Raw genomic sequence first — 21,080 nt, 5'->3', positions numbered from 1 at the left:
AGTTGGATGGTGCTGTCGCTGCTGGCCTTTGTTCCGCTGGCGGCTGGGGTGCTGTGGCTGGCGGCCAGCGAGCGGGTGCTGGTGGGTGTGGAACTGGGCTGGAGCCAGGAATTCCAGGCCGTCTGCCTGCACCCTGAGGCTGATTGCAAACGGCCGGTGGTGAGCATTCGCAGCCCTAATGGGGCGCTGGAGCTTGACGCCTGGCTTTTGAGCGACGCGGGGCATTTCCTGCCCAGCCATGAGCTGCGCGAAGCCTACAACGACCGCCACAAGGCCCTGCACGCCTTGTTGGTGAGCGACTCCGCGCGCCTGGTCATGGCCGATGGCAGCGAGCATCCGGTGACGGTGCGCGACCGGGGATTGGGCGGCATCGGCGCCATGCTCTGGTGGCATTTGTTGCTGGCTGCGCTGGCATGGACCAGTGGATGGGCCCATTATCTGCGTCAGCGCAGCCTCGGAAACGGGTTTCTGGCGTTGGCCTGCAGCGGATACGCCGTTGGCATGGCGTTGGGCGGGCTCGAACTGGTGCATGGCCTGGCCTGGCCCCTGGGGGCTGCGGGCAGCATCAACGGCGCGGCGCGGGCTGCGGTGCAACTGGCGTTTGCGGGCTACCTGGGCTATGTGTTGACCCTTCCGCGCCGGTATGTGCCTGCGCGATGGTTGGGCGTCCTGCCCTGTTTGGCACTGGCTGTGATCGTGGTGGACTTGGCCGCCCTGGCACCCGCACCCATGTGGGGACACCAGGCCTTCATGGTGGTGTGGACGCTGGCCCTGCCGCTGGCCATGGGCTGGCAATGGCGGCGCTCGCACAGCCCCTTGCTGCGGGCCCTGATGCAGTGGTTTGCCCTGGGTGGCTTGATATTGCTTGCGCGTTTGGCGCTGATCCATGCCTTGCCGGTGCAAGACCTGGAGACACGCGCCTTTTTCGTCAGCGCCAGCTTCCTGGCGGTCAAGACCTACTCCATCGTCGTGCTCCTGGTCAGTCCGGTGCTGGGTTGGGCGCAGGGGGGGCTGCGCCGCATTCTGCTATGGGTGCTGGCCAGTTTGCTGTTGGTGGTTTGCGACCTGATGCTGGTACTGGCCCTGAGCGTGCAGGCCGAGACCGCCCTGCTCATCAGCCTGTTGGTGGTGGGTGCGGCCTATTTGCCTTTGCGTGGCTGGATTGCACAGACCTTGCTGGGGATCCGGCCGCTGCGACTGGAGCAGCACATCGCTCCGCTGTACGACGTGGCACGTGCAGCCCAGCAATCCGACATGGCCGCATTGCAGGCTTGGCAGCAGTTTCTGCAGCAGGTGTACGAGCCCGAGAGCAGTGTGCTGGCGCAACAGGCGGGTTCGCACAGCCGCATGCAGGAAGCGGGTGGCGCCCTGTGGGCTCCACTGGCATGGACGGGGCAGGGTGTGGTACTGGTGCATGCCCATGGCGGCAGGCGCCTGTTTGGCCCGCAGGACGAACGCTTTGCCGACCACTGCGCCCACCTGGTACAGACCATGGTGGAGAAAGACCGTGCCGCCATGCAGGCGCGCCAGAGCGAGCGTGAACGCATTGCGCACGACCTGCACGATGACCTGGGAGCACGTCTCCTGCACATGGCCCATGCGGCGCCCCCTGGCGACTGGGGGCGTTATGCCCAGGACACGCTGCAGGAGATGCGTCTGATCACCCACGGCATGGCGGGCGAGGCGGTGGCATTGACCGATCTGCTCGCCGACCTGCGCGCCGAACTGGCCGCCCGCATCCGTGCAGCAGGTCTGCAACTGCAATGGCAGAGCGCGCTGCCGGGCCAGGTAGGTTTGCATAGCGTGCGCCCGCAGGCCGCACTGGCCTTGGCGCGCATCATGTCCGAGGCCGTACGCAACGCCATCAGCCACGGCGGAGCCAGCCGCATCGAGGTGTTGGTGCAGGTACTGGAGGAGTGCTTGCTGGTGCGGGTGCGCAACGATGGCCCCACGACTGATCCGGCGACCTGGCGCGCAGGGCTGGGCATGCAGTCCCTGCTGCGCCGGGTGCAGCGCCTGGGTGGGCAATTGCAATGGCAGGCGCTGGGTTCCGGTGGTACGGCCATAGAAGCACGCCTGCCCCTGAGCGCCCTGCAGGAGCCAGGCTGAGCCATGACAATCAGGCACATGAACATTCTGATTGTGGAAGACCAGCCCGAAGCCTGCGCGCTGCTGCAAGACATTGCCCAGCAGGTGTACCCCGGCGCACAGACCACGCACTGCCCGACCGTGGCACATGCGCTCATGCGGGTGACCGAAGCATGGGACCTGGCCCTGATCGACCTGCGCCTACTCGATGGCTCGGGGCTGGAGGTGTTGCGCCGTTTCAAGCAGTGCCACCCTGAGGTGCCCGCCGTGGTGACCACACTGTTTTCTGATGACGCCTCGGTGTTTGGCGCCCTGCAGGCAGGGGCCGATGGCTATCTGCTCAAGTCCGAACCGGTCTGCGACCTGGTGGCCGCACTGCAGCGCATCGCCCGGGGAGAGCTGCCGCTGTCTCCTGCGGTGGCCCGCAGGGTGCTGGGTTACTTTCGCAGCACCCCAGGCGCCGATCTGAGGCCCAGCGCTGACCTTGCCGAAGCGCTCACCCCCAGAGAAAGCGACGTGCTTGCCGCCATTGGTGAGGGCCTGAGCATCCACGAGACCGGAGAGCGCCTGGGCATCACCTACCACACGGCCAACGGCTACATCAAATCCATCTACCGCAAACTGGGCATCAAGAGCCGCGCCCAGGCAGCGGTTGAGGCACAGCGGCGCGGATTGCTGCAATAAGTCACGGTGTCCCCCAAGTTCTGGGGGTGGGCATGCTCTGCAAGGGTTTCCACAATGGCGCTCATGTTGCATAGTCCCTGTCGCATGGACCGGGCTGCAATTTTTGGAGCCGAGGAAATCGACACATGACACGTACCAGACACATTGGGAGCACGCTGCTGTGGGGCTTGGCCTGCGGGTGGCCCCTGGGTGCCAGTGCAGCACCCTTGGCCGAACTGGCCTGTGCCGCTGGCGTGCACTGCACGGGTACTGCCAGCGCCATCGGGGCGCGTGCCCGCCTGGGTATGGATAGGAACCAGGCCGAGCTTGCCTTTGTCGAAGCCAGCAGAGACTGGCCCGACACGGTGTGGGCCTGTGCTGCCACTGCGTCGCAGTGTGGGCACCTGAGCCGCGATGAGGCGCGCATATTGATCGGGCTGCATGACGATGCCTACGGACCAGCGCAGCGCTTGCGTGGGGCTCCGCCAGCAGCGCAGTCGGCAGCCATGCAGGCGCCCCTGGTTGTCGCCGCAACAAACCCCTCCGCAAGTGGGCGAGGGCAGCGACCGGCCGGGATCGATGTCGAAGTGCCTCGCCCGGGGGCTTCGGAGGTCGTGCTTGTACCACCATCAACACCTGGGACGGATTTCCAGCCCCGGGACGGGCACTGGGTATTCCGGTTCGAAGGGCAGCCCCGTGCCAGTGGTGGTTGCCTTGCGGGTGTAGCCCAGGCGGTCGCAGGGCAGATGCCGGCGCCCCAATCGGGGCAGGTCGTGTTTGCGCGGCCCTTCAGCGGCGGCCAGCTCATTCCCAGCCCGCAGGTGCAGTGGAGCCGTGTGGCGGCCAACCACTGGAAGGCCAGGCTCAAGACAGCCAGCGCTGCCATGTCCATGGAGTACGACCTGCGGGTGCTCAGCCCCGAGCGCATGGAGGGTGCCAGCATCGTGCGCGTCACCGTGCCGCAGGCCTGCACCATCCAGTCACCTTTTGTTTTCACGCGCCAGTCATGAGACAGGCGTTCACTGCAACTTTTTGGAGAGGGAACACCATGAACCATTCGCGCATGGGCCGGGCCGCCTGGTGGCTGGCCGCCGGTATGTTGCTGTCGATGGGCGCCCAGGCACAGCAAGCCCAGCGCGCCCCCAGCCCACCGCAAGGGCCGGGGCAGAGCATGCTGGTGCTCGATGCCTCGGGGTCCATGTGGGGAAAGATGGGGGGGCGGGCCAAGATCGAGATCGCACGCGATGCTGTGGCACAAATGCTCGATGGCTGGCCCGCAGGCCAGCAACTGGGCTTGATGGCCTATGGCCACCGCAGCAAAGGCGACTGCAGCGACATCGAGCTGTTGCGTGCCCCAGGTGCGCTGGACCGCAGCGCCATGGTGCAGACCGTCAATGCGCTGCAACCCAAAGGGATGACGCCCATTTCGGCATCGGTGCGCATGGCAGCAGAACAACTCAAGTTCAGCGAACGCAAGGCCACGGTCATTCTGGTCTCTGACGGCGAGGAAACCTGCCATGCCGATCCCTGTGCCGTGGGCAAGGAACTGGAGAAGCTGGGCGTGGATTTCACGGCCCACGTGATTGGCTTTGACATTTCCAAGGGCAGCAAGGCCGAGCAACAGCTCCAATGCCTGGCTTCCAGCACGGGCGGCCGGTATCTGGACGCCCGTGATGCGGGCAGCCTGAGCGATGCCCTGCGCAGCGTGGCCAAGGCTGCGCCCCCCGCGCCCAAAGTCAATGCCACCCAGGGCCGCGAATGGATGCCCAACACCATGCTGTGGTGGGAGGCGGGCACACAGATTGAGGGTGGCGGGAGCGAGCGCGATGGGGAGCTTGGCGTGAAGGACTTTGCCAAGGGCCAGACCGCCCGCGACTGCCAGGCACTGTGCATGCAGCACACGGCCTGCGGTGCCTGGGTGTACAACCCACCGGGCAGTTATTTCATCGAGCACCCACGGTGTGATCTCAAAGGCACGGGTGGTGCGCTGAGCGAAGAAAAGACCAATCCAGGTGAAGGTTGGGTCTCTGGCGTGAAACCCGGCGCCAAGGTCATGTTCCAGCCCGCTGCTGCGAATTGATGCGCAGCGCAAACCATTCTGATCACTTCAAGGACATTGCACCATGAACACTTCCCCCCTGGCTTCGACAGACCGCGCAGCGCTGTTGCAGCGTGTGCTCGATATCTTGATGCGCCCACGCGATACCTGGCTACAAATCGACGCCGAGGACGGCAACCCGGCGCGCATTTACCTGGGCTATCTGGTGTTTCTGGCCGCTATTCCGGCAGTGGCTGGGTTCATCGGATACAGCCTGATCGGCGTGGGTGCTTTTGGCATCTCGGTGCGCGTGCCCGTGGTGCAAGGTCTGGTCAGCATGGTGGTGGGCTATGTGCTGTCGCTGGCCATGGTGTACGTGCTGGCGCTGATTGCCAACATGCTGGCACCGCGTTTTCAGGCGCAGCAAGACATGGGCAGCGCCTTCAAGCTGGTGGCCTATGCCTCCACGGCCGGCATGCTGGGTGGGGTGTTCAGCATCCTGCCGTCACTGGCCATGCTGGGCTTGTTGGCAGCCCTGTATTCGGTGTACCTGATCTACACCGGTATCCCTGTGCTGATGAAGGCCCCTCAAGAGAAAGCGGTGGGCTACACGGCAGCCTTGGTGGTCTGCGGCATTCTGGCAGGCATTGTGGTCGGGTTGGCCACATCACTTGTGACTCCGGGGGCACGGGGTCTGGGTGCAGGCATGGCGGGCATGGGCGACACGGGCTCGGTCGCGATGAAGGTTCCCGGCACCGACATCAAGATCGACACAGGACGCCTGGAGGAAGCCAGCCGCAAAATGGAAGAGGCCCAGGCCAAGGGAGACACCCAGGCCGCAGCCAAGGCAGCCACCGAGATGATGGGCGCTGCACTGGGTGGCAAGGGTGGTGAGCCCTTTGCGCCAAAACTTCTGCGGGACACCCTTCCCGAGCGTGTGGGCGATTTGCCGCGCACGGCGATCGAGGCGCGCTCCGAAAGCGCCATGGGCATGCAGTTCACCCATGTCAGTGCGCAGTACACGCACGAGGACAAGGAGTTGGAGATCCAGATCCAGGACCTGGGCGCCGTCCCTGCGCTGCGCATGGCCATGGCGGGCTGGGCGACGACCACCGCCGAGAGCGAGAATGCCGATGAAGTGGAGCGCATCTACCGTCAGGGCGACACGACCATCAAGGAAAGCTACCGCAAGGACGGCAGCAGTTCGGATGTGGCGCTGATGCTGCCCAACGGGGTGATGGTGCAGGCCTACGGCAGGCTGCCGGTGGAGGACCTCAAGCGCCATCTGTTGCCCTTGGGCCAAAAGCTGGGGGCGCTGCGCAGGGCCTCTTGATGTGGGCCGAGGGGGCAGGGCTCTTGCGCTAGCTCAAACACCCCATGCATCGTGTGCGCAATTGCCGCGCCGTGTGTTGACGTGCAGGTCAACCGCTGCCGATACTCCCCTACAGCTCGACGCCTTCCTCCGCCGCCCGCCATGGGTGTGTGCGGCGGACGGTTCACCTGGGAGGGGCCATGGAGCGATCGCACACCACAAAGGCTGCGCTGGAGCAGGAACTGGCGCAATGGCAGCAGCGCTGCGCTGCCTTGGAGGCCGAACTGACCGCCAAGGACAGCGCCATGCGCGAAGCCCAGGACACACTGGAGCGCAGCGCGGCCTACAACAAGCGGGTGTACCAGGATTCGCCGGTGCCCATCGTCATCATCGACCCAGCGATCGGCATCGTGGACTGCAACACCGCAGCGGTGCGTATCTACGGCTTCCAGTCTCGGGACGAGGTGCTAGGCCGCATGCCGCTGGACTTTTCTGCGCCCACGCAATACGACGGCACCGACACCCAGACCGCGGGGGAGGAAATCACCCGTTCCATCGTCGAGCACGGTATTGCCAATTTTCTGTGGCGTGCGCGTCGTGCGAATGGCGAAATCTTCGACGCCGAGGTCAATCTCATGGCCTTCGACTGCGGGGGGCGCATCCTGCTGCGCTTCACCGTGGACGATGTGTCAGAAAAGCGCCGCGCCCGCCTCGAGATCGAGCGCCAGCAGGCCGAGATCCGCAAGCTGCTGGAGGAGCAGCAGGTCATCTTCGAAAACGCTCCCAATGGCATGTGCTTCACGGCGGACGGCATCATCCTGCGGGTCAACCGCAGGTTGTGCCAGAGCCTGGGCCTGCAGCCGTCCGACCTGGTGGGCCATTCGGTGGCGCAGCGGTTGTTTCGGGATGAAGCCAGCTATCAGGCGTTCTCGGCCGTGGCGGCACCGCTGCTGGCGTCGGGGCAGGAAGTGCATGTGGAGTGGGATTTCCGGCGCAACGATGGGGCGGTGTTCGAGGCCATGGTGTCGGGCCAGGGCATCAATATCCCTGGGTTCGAGCGCTCGGCCGTCTGGGTGTACGAGGACATTGCCGAACGCAAGCGCCTGGAACGGGAGCGCCAGGAGAACGAGGCCCGGCTGCTCCGCATTCTCGAAAACAGCCCCGTGGGCGTGATCATCGGCACCGAGGCCGGGCAGATTGTTTTTGCCAACCGCCAGCACGCGGAAATGCTGGGTGTGCGCCCCGAGGAGCTGGCCACACATCCTGCCAGCAAATCCTGGCGCAACCCGGCGGATCGCCAGACCTTTATGGAGCGCTTGCGCCGTGAAGGCGCCGTCAAAGGCTACCAGGCCGACTTCGTGCGCTCCGATGGCACGCCCGTCACGGTACTGCTCTCGTCCATCCTGCTCGACTTTTCGGATGGGCGTTACCTGGTTTCCTGGATCTACGACATCACCGAACGCCAGAAGGCCGAACAACTGGTAGCGCGCAGCGAGGAACGCCTGGCCCTGGCCTTGCGGGGAGCCAGCCTGGGGCTGTACGACTGCACCATCAACGACCAGCATGAGATCGTAGAAGTGGCGGTCAACGACATTTGGGCGGGGATGCTGGGCTACGACAAGCAAAGCCTGTTGGCTCAACATCCCAACCACATGGCCTGCTGGGTGTCACTGATCCACCCTGACGACGTGCAGCGCGTGCAGGACCACCTGCGCCGCTTCCTGCTCAACGAGATACCCGACTACACCGAAACCTTCCGCATGCGCAGCGCATCGGGCGAATGGCGCTGGATTCTCGACATCGGCCACGCAGCCTTGCGCGGCAGCGATGGCTGCCCACGCCGTCTGGTGGGCATCAACCAGGACATCACCGAGCAAAAGGTGGCCGAAGCCAGCCTGCGTGACAGCGAGGCCTACAACAAGATGCTGTTCCAGGAGTCTTCGCGCCCCATCATCATCCTGGATCCGGACTTTGGCTACATCGACTGCAACCCGGCGGCGGTGCGGATCTTTGGCGTCAACGCCAAGAGCCAGTTGCTGGGCAAAGGCCTGTTGTTCCTGTCGGCGCCCGAGCAATACGGCGAACAGGACAGTGCCAGCCTCATGCAGGACACCCTGCAGCGCGCTCTGACCCAGGGGCATGCCCGCTGCGAGTGGCGCTACCAGCGCCCGGATGGGGACACCTGGGACGCCGAAGTGCACCTGGCGGCCTTCGAGTACCGGGGGCGCCGCCTGGTGCAGTGCATGCCCGAGGACGTGACCGAAAAGCGCCGTGCGCGCCTGGAGATCGAGCTGCAGCAACGCGAGTTGCAGAACCTGCTGGACGAGCAGCAGATGATTTTCGACAACGCCCCCAACGGCATCATCTACACCGCCGATGGCGTGATCCTGCGCGTGAACCAGCGCCTGGTTGAGTACCTGGGCTACCGGGCAGACGAGCTGGTGGGCCAACCTGGCAGCATCATCCAGCAGTCACCCGAACACTACGCACGCTTTGGCGCGCTGGTCGGGCCAGTGCTGGCGGCGGGTAAGGACGTCAACGTGGAATGGGACTTTGCCCGCAAGGACGGCGGTACCTTCGTGGCGCAGGTATCGGGGCGGGGCATCCGATCGGCTCGCCACCACCATGTGACGATCTGGGTGTTCGAGGACATCGCAGAACGCAAGGCCGCCGAGCGTGCCATGGAGCAGGCGCGCCGTGTGGCCGAGGACGCTGCCAAGGCCAAAAGCGACTTCCTGGCCAACATGAGCCATGAGATCCGCACGCCCATGAACGCCATCATCGGCATGTCCCACCTGGCGCTGCAGACCTCGCTGGATGCACGCCAGCGCAACTATGTGGAGAAGGCTCACCGCTCGGCCGTGGGTCTGCTGGGCATCATCAACGACATCCTCGATTTTTCGAAGATCGAGGCGGGCAAGATGGTGATCGAAGACACCGAGTTCTGCCTGGACGATGTCATGGAGAGCCTGTCCAACCTCATTGGCCTGCGCACCGAGGAAAAAGGCCTGGAGTTGCTGTTCTGCGTGCCGGGGCAACTGCCCACGGCGCTGGTGGGCGACCCGCTGCGCCTGGGCCAGATCCTGGTGAACCTGGGCAACAACGCCGTCAAGTTCACCGAACAGGGCGAAGTGGTCATCGGCATCGAGGAAATCGACCGCGATGCCGAGCACATCGAACTGCACTTCTGGGTGCGCGACACCGGCATCGGCATGACGCAAGCGCAATGCGCCAAGCTGTTCCAGCCCTTCAGCCAGGCCGACAGCTCCACCACACGCCGCTACGGCGGCACGGGGCTGGGGCTGGCCATCTCGCGGGCGCTGGTGGAGCAGATGGGGGGGCGCATTTGGGTTCAGAGCGAACCGGGTGTGGGTTCGGAGTTCCACTTCACAGCGCGCCTGGGACGTAAGGCACAGGGCAGTGCCTCGCGCCGCATGTCGCGCGAGGTGCTCCAGCACATGCGCGTGCTGGTGGTGGATGACAACAGCAGCGCCCGCGAGATCACGGCCAGCATTGCCCGTGGCCTGGGCCTGCGGGTGGACACGGCGGCCAACGGCCAGGCCGCGCTGGCCTGCGTGGCACAGGCCGAGCAGCAGGGCCAAGCTTACGACCTGGTGCTGATCGACTGGAAAATGCCCGAAATGGATGGCATTGAAACCCTGCGCCTCATGCATGCGCGCCGGCTGCCCAACGTGCCCGCCAGCATCATGGTCACCGCCTTTGGCCGCGAAGAGGCGCTGGACGAGGCGGAACGCCAGGGCGTGGCGCTCAAGTCCGTACTGACCAAGCCGGTGATGCCCAGCCAGTTGCTCGACGCCATTGGCGCCGCCATCGACCGCAAGGGCTTGGTGGAGAACCGCACCGGCATCATGGCGCACGAAAGCCGCAATGCCATGCGCCAGCTCGAAGGCGCACGGGTGCTGCTGGTGGAAGACAACGAACTCAACCAGGAGCTGGCCATGGAGCTCTTGCGTCACGCCGGGGTGCAGGTCACCCTGGCCACCAATGGGCTGGAGGCGCTGGAAACGCTTCAGGCGCGTGGTGCAGACTTTGACGGCGTCCTCATGGATTGCCAAATGCCTGTGATGGACGGCTACGAGGCCACGCGCCGCATCCGTGATAACGCTGCCTTGCGAGCGTTGCCCATCATCGCCATGACCGCCAACGCCATGGCCGGTGACCGTGAGCGCGCATTGGCCATGGGCATGAACGATTACATCGCCAAACCACTGGATGTGGGCAGCATGTTCAGTACCTTGGCGCGTTGGCTGGGCAAGTCCGCAGCGCCCGCCGCAGAGGTGCGCAAGCCCCATGCATCAGACGCCTTGTCGCCAGCTTCTGCCATGCCAACGCACAATCTGCCGCCCTTGCCGGGCATTGACGTGCATGCGGGCCTGGTGACCTCCATGCACGACGAAAGCTTGTACCGCTCGCTGTTGGGCCGTTTCCTCGCGGGGCAGCGGGCGTTTGGTGTCGATTTTCGGGCGGCGCAACAGGCATCAGACTCCAGCGCCCCAGAGCGACTGGCGCACACGCTCAAGTCGGTGGCGGGCAGCATTGGTGCGCGTGGCGTGCAGGCCGCCGCTGCCGACCTGGAGCGTGTCTGTCGTGCGCTGGCACCCCTGCCCGCGGTGGAGCAGGCATTGTCTCGGGTCGGGGCGGAGCTGGCGCCGGTCATCGAAGGCCTGGCGACTTGCCTGACTGGCGAGCACAGTCCCGCACCGACCCCCGCTGCCCCCGCCAAGGCGGCTGAGGGCGAGGCCATCGCCTTGTTCTGCGCCCAGCTCCAAGCCTTGCTGGCAGAAGGCGACAGCGCGTGCATGGAGTGGGTGGGACGGCAGCCGGGGTTGCTCGCCCAGGCCTACCCGGAACACCACACTGCCATTGCGCAGGCCATCGAGGGGTTTGACTTTGAACAGGCGCTCCAACTCATCCGCTGCGGGTAGCGCGCGCTGGCCTCAGTGTCGGCGCGCTAGCGCGCCTTGAGCACGTGGCGGTTGCGCCCCGCGCTCTTGGCTTCGTAGAGCGCAGCGTCGGCCAGATCCACCAACGCCTGGTGCGACTCGTCGGCTTGTGGTACCACGGTGGCCACGCCCAGGCTGATGGTGACATGCGTGTGTGTGCCGGACTGCGCGTGTTCCAGCGCCCGGGCCAGGATGCCCAGGCGGATCTGCTCGGCCAGGTTGGCTGCGCCAGCGCTGTCGGTGCTGGGCAGCACACAGGCAAACTCTTCTCCGCCACAGCGGGCGACCAGGTCGCAGGGGCGTGTCACGCAGGTGGCCAGCGTGCGTGCCACCTCGATCAGGCATTGGTCGCCACCAGGGTGTCCGTAGTGGTCGTTGTAGGCCTTGAAGTGATCGATATCGATGGCGATCAACGAGATGGGGGCCTGCTCGCGCGCTGCGCGGCGCCATTCCATGTCCAGAAAATCATCGAACCGGCGCCGGTTGCTGATGCCGGTGAGGTGGTCCTGCGTGGTCAGGCGTTGCAGCAGGTCGCGGCTGCGTTTGAGATCCAGGTGATTGCGCACGCGTGCCTGCACGATGGAGGGCCGGATCGGCTTGACGATGTAATCGATGGCGCCTAGTGACAGGCCGCGGGCCTCGTCTTCCTCCTCGTCGCGCGAGGAGACAAACAGTACCGGAATATTGGCTGTGGCTGCATGGCTCTTGAGATGCTTGCAGACTTCATATCCGTCCATGCCGGGCATCATCACATCCAGCAGGATGAGGTCCGGGGTTGGCTCGGCCTGTGCCAGCGCCAGGGCGCGTTCCCCATTCAGGGCGACCTTGACCTTGTACTGTCCCTTCAGAACGGCAGAGAGAACCTGTAGGTTTTCGGGCGAGTCATCCACCACCAGGATCGTTGCCTGTGCATCCATCAGCCTGTCTCCATCATTCGCCTGGGGCGCTATTTGTTGCTGAATGTGTATGCGCGCCAGCATAGAGGCGCCAAGACGCCTTGTGCATAAAAAAACGGCGTTACCTGTGCTGGATCAATACCGCAGTGCAGCAAACCTGCGCCAGCCACCAAGGCAGCAACAGACCGACAGCAGGGTAGAAAGAATGGGCCTGGAACGGCCCTCAGACCCAGCCCAACGCACCCAACAAGGCCCCAGCAGCCAGCAGCCACAGCAGGTGCAGGCGCGTGCGCCACACCAGCACGGCCACCACCGCAGCCAGCAGCCAGAGCAGGGCATCGGTGGTTGGCTGGCCCTGGCCACGGCCCAGCACCCAGGTGGCAGCCATCAGCAGCCCGATGACCACGGGCGCCATGCCTTGCTTGAAGGCCCGCACCGAACGCCGCTGCCGGTTGCGGTGGGCCCAGCGCGTGGCCAGCCAGGTCAGTGTGGTGCTGGGCAGCATGATGCCCACCATGCAGACCAGCGCCCCCCACAGGCCCAGGGCCCAACCCCAGGGGCTGGCGCCTGCCGCGTTGAGGCCCACATGCCAACCGATGAGCGCAACAAACAGCACGTTGGGTCCTGGCGCTGCCTGGGCAATGGCAATGCTGGCGTTGAACTGCACATCGGTGAGCCACGCTTGTTGGTTGACCAGATAGCGGTGCATGTCGGGCGCTGTGGCAATGGCGCCGCCCACCGCCAGCAGCGAGATCGACAGGTAGTAGAGAAACAGGTTTAGCCAGTCCATGGCCTGCAGTGCAAAGACCTGGGTCATGGTGCCAGTCTTCGCCAGGTAAGGACGCAGGCCACACCGCCCAGCACCAGTAGCACGCCGTACAGCGGGATGTGCCACCACACCACCGCCACAAAGGTGGCCAGCGCCAGGGCGGCGCACACCCAGGGTCCCAGCACATGCGTGCGCAGCGACGCTGCCAGCTTGAGTGCCATGCCACCGATCAGACCCGCCGCCACTGCGCCCATGCCGCGCAGTGCTCCCGCCATGGCCGGGTGGGTGGCCCACTGGGCATAGAGCAGCGCGGCCGCCAGTGCCAGCACCATGGGCAGCGTGAGCATGCCTGCCAGCGCCGCCAGGCCGCCGCGCAGGCCAAAGTGGCGGTCACCGATCATCAGCGACAGATTCACCACATTGGGCCCCGGCATGACCTGGGCCACGGCCCAGTCTTCCAGGAACTCCTCATTGGTCATCCAGCGCTTTTTCTCGACCAGTTCGCGCTGCACCACTGCCACCACGCCGCCAAAGCCCTGCAGCGCCAGCCATGTGAAGGACCAGAACAGATCCGCGGGACTTTGCGGCCGGGGGTGATCCTGAGCGTGGGCAGCAGGCGGGGAGGGGTTCAGCGACATTTTCAAGAAAAATTGGCCTTCAACGCTCTATCTATAAGCGCCAATAGCTATCAATAGTATAGCAAAATGGCCGTGGAAGCATGCTGCCGTTGATGCCGGGCTATGCTTGCGGTTCAGGCCATTGGCTACAAACTCAAGAGTACTCCCATGCGACTGATCCGTTACGGCCTGCCCGGCGCCGAGCGCCCCGGCATGTTGGATGCCCAGGGCATCCTGCGCGACCTTTCCATGCTGCTGCCCGACATCGGGCCAGCGCAACTGGCGCCGCGCACCCTGGCGGCCCTGGCTGCCATCGACGCCACCCGCCTGCCTGCGGTGCAAGAGCCGGTGCGCCTGGCGTGCCCCGTGGCGGGCGTGGGCAAGATCGTGTGCGTGGGCCTGAACTACCGCGACCATGCCCTGGAGGCCGGCCTGCAGCCGCCCACCGAGCCCGTGCTGTTCATGAAAGCGGTGACCGCACTCAGCGGCCCGAACGACCCTCTGCTCATTCCACCCGGAGCCACCAAGACCGACTGGGAGGTGGAACTGGGCGTGGTCATTGGCACACGGGCGCAGCGCATTGCCGAGGCGCAGGCCTTGCAGCATGTGGCAGGCTATGTGCTGGCCAACGACGTGTCCGAGCGCGCCTGGCAAATGGAGCGCGGCGGCCAGTGGGACAAAGGCAAGGGCCACGACAGCTTTGCCCCCATCGGGCCCTGGCTGGTGACCACGGACGAACTGCCCGATCCGCACGCCATCGGCCTGTGGCTGGAAGTCAACGGCCAGCGCATGCAAGACGGCCACACCTCGCAGTTCATCTTTGGCGTGCCGCAGGTGCTGGCCTACATCAGCCAGTTCATGCGTCTGGAGCCTGGCGACATTGTGTTGACCGGCACCCCGGCCGGCGTGGGCCTGGGCCGCAAGCCCCAGCCGGTGTTCCTGAAGCCCGGCGATGTGGTGCGCCTGGGAGCCGGCGGGCTGGGTGAACAGTGCCAGACCTGCGTGCAGGTCTGACGGTGGGGCGCCTCAGCCCAGCTTGCCGCGCAGCTTGTGGTTGGGGGTGCGCCAGCCCGCCTGCTCGGCGTACTTGACCTTGTGGACCTTGAGGTCGGCCTGGGTTTCGTACTTGACCCAGAGGATCTTGAAGCTGGCCTGCTGCTCGTAATCCACAAAGCACCACACCGCATCTCCCTGCGCTTGGGTAGCGTGGTTCACCTCGAACCAGCACAGGTCGGCCTGGCTTTCGTAGGCCACTTCACAGACCTTTGCATCGGCCTGGCTATCGTATTTGGTCTCCAGAATCTTGGCCATGGTTGCTTTCGATGGGAGGAGGGGCGCCTTGTAGGCCACCCGGATGGGATCTGCCTTGCGCACCGGGCAAAGGGGCGGCAGGTTTCGTGGGTAAACACCTGGAGGCCATCGACTGGCTCCAAGAGCCGCCGTCAGGCCTGCAAATGTGGCGAGTGTATTGCAGGATCTTTGCTTGCCTTGGAGCAGGGGTAGGCAGAACAGCCGCGCACCCAGGCCCGCCATGGGCGCCCGAAGGGCCAATCGCAGCGCATCTTGTGGCTAAGATAGCCGTGCCCCACGGCAGAACTCTTGCTGTTCGGTACAGTCTGCCTTCATGCCAACTCCTTTGCGGAGTTGAACGTTACCTTCCCCATCTGACATTCACACGATTCGACCAGGCCACGACCTCGATGCTGCTTACCACCCTCGTACTTGCTCCCTTTGTCGGCAGCCTTTTGGCGGCGTTGATGCCCCAGGATGCGCGAAACCGCGAGTCCTGGCTGGCGATCGGGGTCACGGTGTGCGGATTGCTCATCGGCGGCCTGCTGTTTCCCCAGGTGGCCAGTGGCGAGGTAGTGCGCACCGAGTTCGCCTGGTTGCCTGCGATGGGGCTGAACTTCGCACTGCGGGTCGATGGACTGGCGTGGATATTCAGCATGCTGGTGCTGGCGATCGGCCTGTTGGTGGTGCTGTACGCGCGCTACTACATGTCGGCAGAGGACCCGGTTCCACGCTTTTTCTCTTTTTTGCTGGCCTTCATGGGCTCCATGCTTGGTGTGGTGTTGTCGGGCAACCTGGTGCAACTGGTGGTGTTTTGGGAGCTCACCAGCCTCACGTCCTTCTTGCTGATCGGGTATTGGCATCATCGCGCCGACGCCCGGCGGGGCGCACGCATGGCTTTCACCGTGACCGCTACCGGGGGGCTGTGCCTGCTGGTGGGTGTATTGCTGGTGGGGCATATCGTTGGCAGCTATGACCTGGACGCTGTTCTTGCTGCGGGCGACACCATCCGCGCCCATGCCTTGTACCTGCCGGCACTGGTCTTGGTCGCGCTCGGCGCCCTGACCAAGAGCGCACAGTTCCCTTTCCACTTCTGGCTGCCGCACGCGATGGCAGCGCCCACGCCCGTGTCTTCGTACCTGCATTCCGCCACCATGGTCAAGGCGGGTGTGTTTTTGCTCGTGCGCCTTTGGCCCGCGTTGGCAGGCACCCCGGAGTGGACTTGGCTGATCGGTGGAGCCGGCGTGTGCACCCTGTTGATCGGTGCGTTCATCGCCATCTTTCAGCACGACCTCAAGGGCTTGCTGGCGTATTCGACCATCAGTCACCTCGGTCTGATCACGGTGCTGATTGGTATTGGCTCCCCCATGGCCATCGTGGCCGCCATCTTCCACATCCTCAATCACGCCGTGTTCAAGGCCTCGCTGTTCATGGCGGTCGGCATCATCGACCACGAGTGCGGAACGCGTGACATGCGCCAGTTGCGGGGCCTGCGCCATTCCTTGCCGATCACGGCCACGCTGGCCATTGTGGCGAGTGCGGCAATGGCGGGCGTGCCCCTGCTCAACGGATTCCTGTCCAAGGAGATGTTCTTTGCCGAAACAGCCCTGGTTGGCGGGGATACGGATTGGTCCATGTCCGTGGCAGCTTTGGCCATGGGCATCTTTGGCGTTGCGTACTCGCTTCGTTTCATCTCGGTGTTCTTTGGCGCTCCGGCGCAGAATCTTCCGAAAGAGCCGCACGAACCACCGCACTGGATGAGGCTGCCGGTCGAACTGCTGGTATTCACCTGTCTGGTCGTGGGTGTCATTCCAGGGCTCAGCATCGAGCCGCTGTTGAACCTTGCGGTGGTCGCAACGCTTGGGGATGCCGCACCGACCTATGACCTGGCCCTTTGGCATGGTTTCAATCTGCCCTTGGTGATGAGCGTGGCAGCACTGTGCGGCGGCGTGCTGTTGTATGCGGTGCTCCGCCGACATTTCAACCTCCAGCAACGCGAGCATGTGCCTCTGATTTATCGGTTCAACGGCGCCCAGGCGTATGAAAGCGTGATGCTGCAGATGACCCGCGGGGCGGACCGCTTGCTGCGCTATGTCGGCACTGAACGGTTGCAGGCACAGTTGCTGCTCATGATGCTGGGATTGTTGGTGGTGCCACTGTGGCTGGCGGGCCCGCCGCCCGCATGGATCGTGCTGCCCCTGCAAGACTTCGATCCGCTGTTTGCGGGCCTGTGGTTGGTGGGGGCCGGCTGCGCAGTGGCCGGGGCCTGGATGGCCAAATACCACCGCCTGGCCGCACTGGCCCTGATTGGCGGCACCGGCATCGTGACCGCAGCGACCTTCCTGTGGCTGTCTGCTCCTGATCTGGCCTTGACTCAATTGATGGTGGAAACCGTGACCACGGTTCTCATCCTGCTTGGCTTGCGTTGGTTGCCCCCCAGGTTGGAGTCCGTCGCCGGTTCGGCCCAACGCTCTTGGAGCGACTGGGGGCGCCGAGCGCGTGACCTCGCCATCGCCATCAGCGGCGGGGCTGCGCTGGCAGCGTTGACCTATGCGGTGCTGGTGCATCCAGCGCCGGACACCATGGCGGACTTCTTTCTCCTGAACGCGCTGAGCGGTGGCGGCGGCAGCAACGTGGTCAATGTGCTGCTGGTGGATTTCCGCAGCTTCGACACACTCGGTGAAATCACCGTGCTGACCATCGTCGCCTTGACGGTGTACGCACTGTTGCGCCGCTTCCGTCCCGCTCCCGAAAGCGTGGCCCTGCCGCCGCAGCAAACCTTTGAGGGTGATCCGGCGAGTCGGCAAAGCCCGGCCGAGCAAGCCAATAGCGGCTACCTGCTGGTGCCTGGCATCTACATGCGTTTGCTCTTGCCGGTGATGGGCGTGATGGCGGTCTATTTCTTCATGCGTGGCCATAACCTGCCCGGCGGGGGGTTTGTTGCAGGTCTGATTTTTGCGGTCGCGCTTCTGGTTCAGTACATGCTGGCTGGTACCACCTGGGTCGAAAGCCATGTCAATCTTCGTCCCCATCGCTGGCTGGGCGCGGGCTTGTTGATCGCTTGCACCACGGGCCTGGGGGCCTGGTGGTTTGGTCACCCCTTCCTCACCACCCATACGGCGCATGTGGACTGGCCTCTGGTGGGCGAGTTGCATCTGCCCAGCGCGTTCGTGTTCGATCTGGGTGTGTTCGCTGTGGTGGTGGGCACCACCATGTTGATGCTGGTCGCGCTGGCGCACCAATCGGTGCGGAGCCATCGCCAGACAAGTGAGCTGGCCGAGGCGCACGATGAACAGACGGACGTGGGGAGGGCCTCCTGATGGAAATCACCCTTGCCATCTCCATCGGTATCGTCTTCGGCTCGGGCATCTGGCTCATCCTGCGCCCGCGCACCTTTCAGCTCATCACCGGGCTGCTTTTGATGTCCTATGCCGTGAACCTGTTCATCTTTGCGATGGGCAGGCTCTCGGTGGACAAGCCGCCCATCACACCGAGCCTCCCCATCGATCCCACCCAATTTGCCGACCCGCTGCCACAGGGGCTGGTGCTGACCGCGATCGTGATTGGCTTTGCCACCACGGCGCTGTTTCTGGTGATGATGATCGGTGCCAGGGGCCTGTCTGGCAGTGACCATGTGGACGGTGAGGAGCCTCGCCCATGAGTGCGCTGCCCTGGATCCAACACCTGGTCATCGTGCCGGTTCTGCTGCCACTGATCGTCGGTGCGCTGCTGATTCCCATCAACCAGACCCGCTACGGACTGAAATTTGCTCTGGGCATCGGCAGCGGCCTGCTGTTGTGGGTGGTGTCCGTGGCGCTGCTGCTGATGGCCGACGGGGAGCATTGGCCGGCAGGCATCGGCGTCTATCTGGCGTCAAACTGGGCTGCCCCCGTGGGCATTGCCCTGGTGGTGGACAGGTTGACTGCCATGATGCTGGTGCTGACCTCCACCATTGCGCTGGCCGTGCTGGTGTTTTCGGCACGTCGTTGGGATCGGGTCGGCGTCAGCTTTCATTCCCTGTTCCAGTTCATGCTGATGGGGTTGAACGGCGCATTTCTCACCCATGACCTGTTCAACCTCTTCGTGTTCTTCGAGGTGATGCTGGCGGCCTCCTATGGGCTGGTGCTGCACGGCTACAACCTGCGCCGTATCCAGGCAGGCATGCAGTACATCGCGGTCAATCTGGTGGCATCTCTGCTGTTTCTCATCGGTGTCTCGCTGATCTATGCCGCATCGGGAACACTCAATATTGCAGATTTGGCGGGTCGCGCCCCGGCGCTTGGGGCGCAGGACACCTGGCTGTTGCAGATCGGCGCCACGGTGATGGCGCTGGCTTTCCTGACCAAGGGCGCCATGTGGCCGCTTGGGTTCTGGCTGCCCACCACCTACGCCTCGGCCTCCGCGCCCGTGGGTGCCATGCTGGTGCTGATGACCAAGGTGGGCGTATATGCCGTGTTGCGCGTCTGGCTTGCAGTGTTTGGAGCCGAGGCCGGGGGGATGAGCCACTTTGGTCTGGCAGCACTCACTGCGGGCGGAATGGCCACCTTGCTGTTCGGAGCGATTGGCATGCTGTCGAGCCAGGACGGCGGGCGCATGGCCGGTTTTGGCGCCATCATCTCCTCGGGCACGCTGATGGCGGTCATTGGCCATTCGGGCACCGCAGTGCTGGCAGCGGGACTGTATTACCTGCTGGGCTCCACGCTCGCGATGGCCGCGTTCATGTTGCTGATCGAGCTCACCGAGCGCATCCGGCCACCGGGATCCGCCATGCTGGCGTTGACCATGGAAGCCTTTGCCGTGGAGGACAAACCGGAAGACCCCGTCGGCGTGGGCATTCCTGGCACATTCACGTTCCTGGGCCTGAGTTTTGTCGTCTGCGCTCTGGTCATCTCAGGCATGCCACCGTTGGCGGGTTTTGTGGCCAAGTTCAGCCTGTTCCATGCCCTGCTTGCGGCCAGCCCAGAAGCCGTCCCATGGAGCACCTGGCTGCTGATCGCGTTGATGGTCGTTGGCGGGCTGGCCGCCATCATTGCGTTGATGCGCCTGGGGGTGCGTATATTTTGGGCATCGGGAGTGGTCAAATCGCCGCCGCTGCAAGTCACTGAGGCGGCATCCATCGGCGGATTGGTGGCCCTCTGCATGGCACTGACGGTGCAGTCCGGTGCCGTTTTTGATTTCCTGGGGCGCACCACTGAGGGGTTGTTGCGCAGCCAGGACTACCCCCAGCGCGTATTGGGGGAGCAGCCCGTGCAGCGAGTACCGCAGATCGAGGTGCCACGATGAAGCGCTGGTTGCCATCCCCATTGCTGTCGGTGGGTTTGCTGCTCATGTGGCTGCTGCTGAACCAGACCCTGGAACCTGGCCACTGGCTTCTGGGCGGTTTGCTGGGGATTGTGGCACCCCTTTTGGCAAGGCCTTTGCAGCCCCATGGCTACGCCCAGCTCCGCCGCCCACTGGCGCTGCTGCGCTTGATGGGTTTTTCGATTGTCGAGATCGTGCGGTCTTGCTTCAACGTCTCCCAAATCATCATGCTGCGGCGCTCGGCCAATGTGAATTCACAGTTCATCCGCGTGCCGCTCGACCTGCGCAGTCCGCATGGTCTGGCTTTGCTCTCGTGCCTGATCAATACCACCCCCGGAACCGTGTGGGTGGATCATCTCCCAGACAAACACGAACTGCTGTTGCACGTCTTCGACCTGCACGACGAGGCATGGTGGGTGGATACGATCAAGAGCCGGTACGAGCGCCCCATCATGGAGGTTTTTGAGTCGTCCGCTACCGAAAAAGGCCACACATGACGACAGCCGCACTGCTTTCGGCAGCCTCTTTTTTCGCGATGGCCTGCGTAGTCCTGTCGATGCTGTTGTGCACATGGCGCCTGATGATCGGCCCGTCTGCCCAGGACCGCGTCCTCGCGCTCGACACCCTGTGGATGTGCACCATGCTGCTCGTGCTCATGCTCGGCATCAGGCATGGCAGCCAGATCTACTTTGAGGCGGCGCTGATGATTGCCCTGGTTGGTTTTGTTTCAACGATCGCGCTGGCCAAGTTCCTGATGCGCGGGGAGGTGATTGAATGATCAGTGTGGAAGCCTTGCCTTGGTGGGCAGCCATTCCGGTTGCGCTGTTGCTGGTACTGGGGGGCTTGATCACCTTGATTGGCGCAACCGGCCTGGCGCGGTTGCAGAGTTTTTATCAGCGAATCCATGGCCCGGCGATCGCCGTCACACTTGGCGCCGGCTGCATCCTCATCGCATCGATGGTGTATTTCACGGTAACCCAGTCGCGGCTGGTCATTCACGAGTTGCTCATCAGTGTGTTTGTACTGATGACGGCGCCCGTGGTGGCAATGTTGATCATGCGCGCCGCGTATTACAGAGATCAGCGCGAATCCAGGAATGAACCAGGAGATCAAACGATTCCATAAAGCAGCCATTTCAGCCC

Annotated in this window: 17 protein-coding genes; 13 read left to right on the top strand and 4 right to left on the bottom strand. The window is 64.1% G+C overall.

All coding sequences use genetic code 11. From position 1 onward, the window contains the following. Positions 1-6: 6 nt before the first annotated feature. The 6 genes from MJ602_RS12710 (at position 7) to MJ602_RS12685 (ending at position 11,047) form a co-directional block, all read left to right on the top strand. The gene (locus MJ602_RS12710) at positions 7-2,109 is read left to right on the top strand and encodes a sensor histidine kinase (RefSeq protein WP_243021132.1); all 2,103 of its coding nucleotides are present in this window, start codon (positions 7-9) and stop codon (positions 2,107-2,109) included. An 18-nt stretch (positions 2,110-2,127) separates the two neighbouring features. Further along, the gene (locus tag MJ602_RS12705; RefSeq protein WP_243021131.1) at positions 2,128-2,772 is read left to right on the top strand and encodes a response regulator transcription factor; all 645 of its coding nucleotides are present in this window, start codon (positions 2,128-2,130) and stop codon (positions 2,770-2,772) included. A 725-nt stretch (positions 2,773-3,497) separates the two neighbouring features. Further along, complete coding sequence (locus MJ602_RS12700; RefSeq protein ID WP_243021130.1) at positions 3,498-3,761, top strand: hypothetical protein; 264 nt, start codon at positions 3,498-3,500, stop codon at positions 3,759-3,761. 38 nt (positions 3,762-3,799) lie between these two features. Further along, positions 3,800-4,831 (top strand): VWA domain-containing protein, encoded by a 1,032-nt coding sequence (locus MJ602_RS12695; RefSeq protein WP_162016217.1) that lies wholly within the window; start codon positions 3,800-3,802, stop codon positions 4,829-4,831. 43 nt (positions 4,832-4,874) lie between these two features. After that, positions 4,875-6,122 (top strand): Yip1 family protein, encoded by a 1,248-nt coding sequence (locus tag MJ602_RS12690; RefSeq protein ID WP_243021129.1) that lies wholly within the window; start codon positions 4,875-4,877, stop codon positions 6,120-6,122. A gap of 179 nt (positions 6,123-6,301) precedes the next feature. Then, entirely contained in the window at positions 6,302-11,047 is a 4,746-nt protein-coding gene (locus MJ602_RS12685; RefSeq protein WP_243021128.1) for a PAS domain-containing hybrid sensor histidine kinase/response regulator, read from the top strand. A gap of 26 nt (positions 11,048-11,073) precedes the next feature. Here the strand turns inward: MJ602_RS12685 and MJ602_RS12680 are convergent, their stop codons facing one another. The 3 genes from MJ602_RS12680 to MJ602_RS12670 all read right to left on the bottom strand — a co-directional run bounded on the left by MJ602_RS12680 (position 11,074) and on the right by MJ602_RS12670 (position 13,368). After that, complete coding sequence (locus tag MJ602_RS12680; RefSeq protein ID WP_162016220.1) at positions 11,074-11,982, bottom strand: diguanylate cyclase domain-containing protein; 909 nt, start codon at positions 11,980-11,982, stop codon at positions 11,074-11,076. Between the two features lie 202 nt (positions 11,983-12,184). After that, the gene (locus tag MJ602_RS12675; RefSeq protein WP_243021127.1) at positions 12,185-12,778 is read right to left on the bottom strand and encodes a chromate transporter; all 594 of its coding nucleotides are present in this window, start codon (positions 12,776-12,778) and stop codon (positions 12,185-12,187) included. After that, positions 12,775-13,368, bottom strand: a complete 594-nt coding sequence (locus MJ602_RS12670) for a chromate transporter (RefSeq protein ID WP_243021126.1) — start codon at positions 13,366-13,368, stop codon at positions 12,775-12,777. The genes MJ602_RS12675 and MJ602_RS12670 overlap by 4 nt, the downstream gene beginning before the upstream one ends. 147 nt (positions 13,369-13,515) lie before the next feature. Between MJ602_RS12670 and MJ602_RS12665 the strand changes: the two genes are divergently transcribed. Then, complete coding sequence (locus MJ602_RS12665) at positions 13,516-14,361, top strand: fumarylacetoacetate hydrolase family protein (protein ID WP_243021125.1); 846 nt, start codon at positions 13,516-13,518, stop codon at positions 14,359-14,361. Between the two features lie 12 nt (positions 14,362-14,373). On the opposite strand, the gene MJ602_RS12660 is transcribed toward MJ602_RS12665, so the two are convergent. Beyond that, positions 14,374-14,658, bottom strand: a complete 285-nt coding sequence (locus MJ602_RS12660) for a 7(1) septoil knot domain-containing protein (RefSeq protein ID WP_162016224.1) — start codon at positions 14,656-14,658, stop codon at positions 14,374-14,376. A gap of 389 nt (positions 14,659-15,047) precedes the next feature. Here MJ602_RS12660 and MJ602_RS12655 point away from each other — a divergent pair, with 389 nt between their 5' ends. From MJ602_RS12655 to mnhG, 6 genes are read left to right on the top strand one after another with little or no spacing between them, the layout of a single operon-like run. Beyond that, complete coding sequence (locus MJ602_RS12655) at positions 15,048-17,957, top strand: monovalent cation/H+ antiporter subunit A (RefSeq protein WP_243021198.1); 2,910 nt, start codon at positions 15,048-15,050, stop codon at positions 17,955-17,957. Next, a complete protein-coding gene (locus tag MJ602_RS12650) occupies positions 17,957-18,298 on the top strand; it encodes a Na+/H+ antiporter subunit C (protein ID WP_243021124.1) in 342 nt (113 codons plus the stop codon). Before MJ602_RS12655 ends, MJ602_RS12650 begins: the two co-directional genes overlap by 1 nt. Beyond that, positions 18,295-19,920: a monovalent cation/H+ antiporter subunit D gene (locus MJ602_RS12645; protein WP_243021123.1), complete on the top strand. Its 1,626-nt coding sequence runs from the start codon at positions 18,295-18,297 to the stop codon at positions 19,918-19,920. Before MJ602_RS12650 ends, MJ602_RS12645 begins: the two co-directional genes overlap by 4 nt. Continuing rightward, entirely contained in the window at positions 19,917-20,435 is a 519-nt protein-coding gene (locus MJ602_RS12640) for a Na+/H+ antiporter subunit E (RefSeq protein WP_162016228.1), read from the top strand. The genes MJ602_RS12645 and MJ602_RS12640 overlap by 4 nt, the downstream gene beginning before the upstream one ends. Then, positions 20,432-20,716, top strand: a complete 285-nt coding sequence (locus MJ602_RS12635; protein WP_243021122.1) for a K+/H+ antiporter subunit F — start codon at positions 20,432-20,434, stop codon at positions 20,714-20,716. The genes MJ602_RS12640 and MJ602_RS12635 overlap by 4 nt, the downstream gene beginning before the upstream one ends. Beyond that, positions 20,713-21,063, top strand: a complete 351-nt coding sequence (mnhG, locus tag MJ602_RS12630; RefSeq protein ID WP_243021121.1) for a monovalent cation/H(+) antiporter subunit G — start codon at positions 20,713-20,715, stop codon at positions 21,061-21,063. Before MJ602_RS12635 ends, mnhG begins: the two co-directional genes overlap by 4 nt. The last annotated feature ends 17 nt before the right edge of the window (positions 21,064-21,080 follow it).

Source organism: Simplicispira sedimenti, from assembly GCF_022760965.1.
GTDB classification, from domain to species: Bacteria; Pseudomonadota; Gammaproteobacteria; order Burkholderiales; family Burkholderiaceae_C; genus Simplicispira; species Simplicispira sedimenti.
Note: the sequence above shows the minus strand (reverse complement) of the source record. Positions and strands in the feature narration are given on the sequence as shown.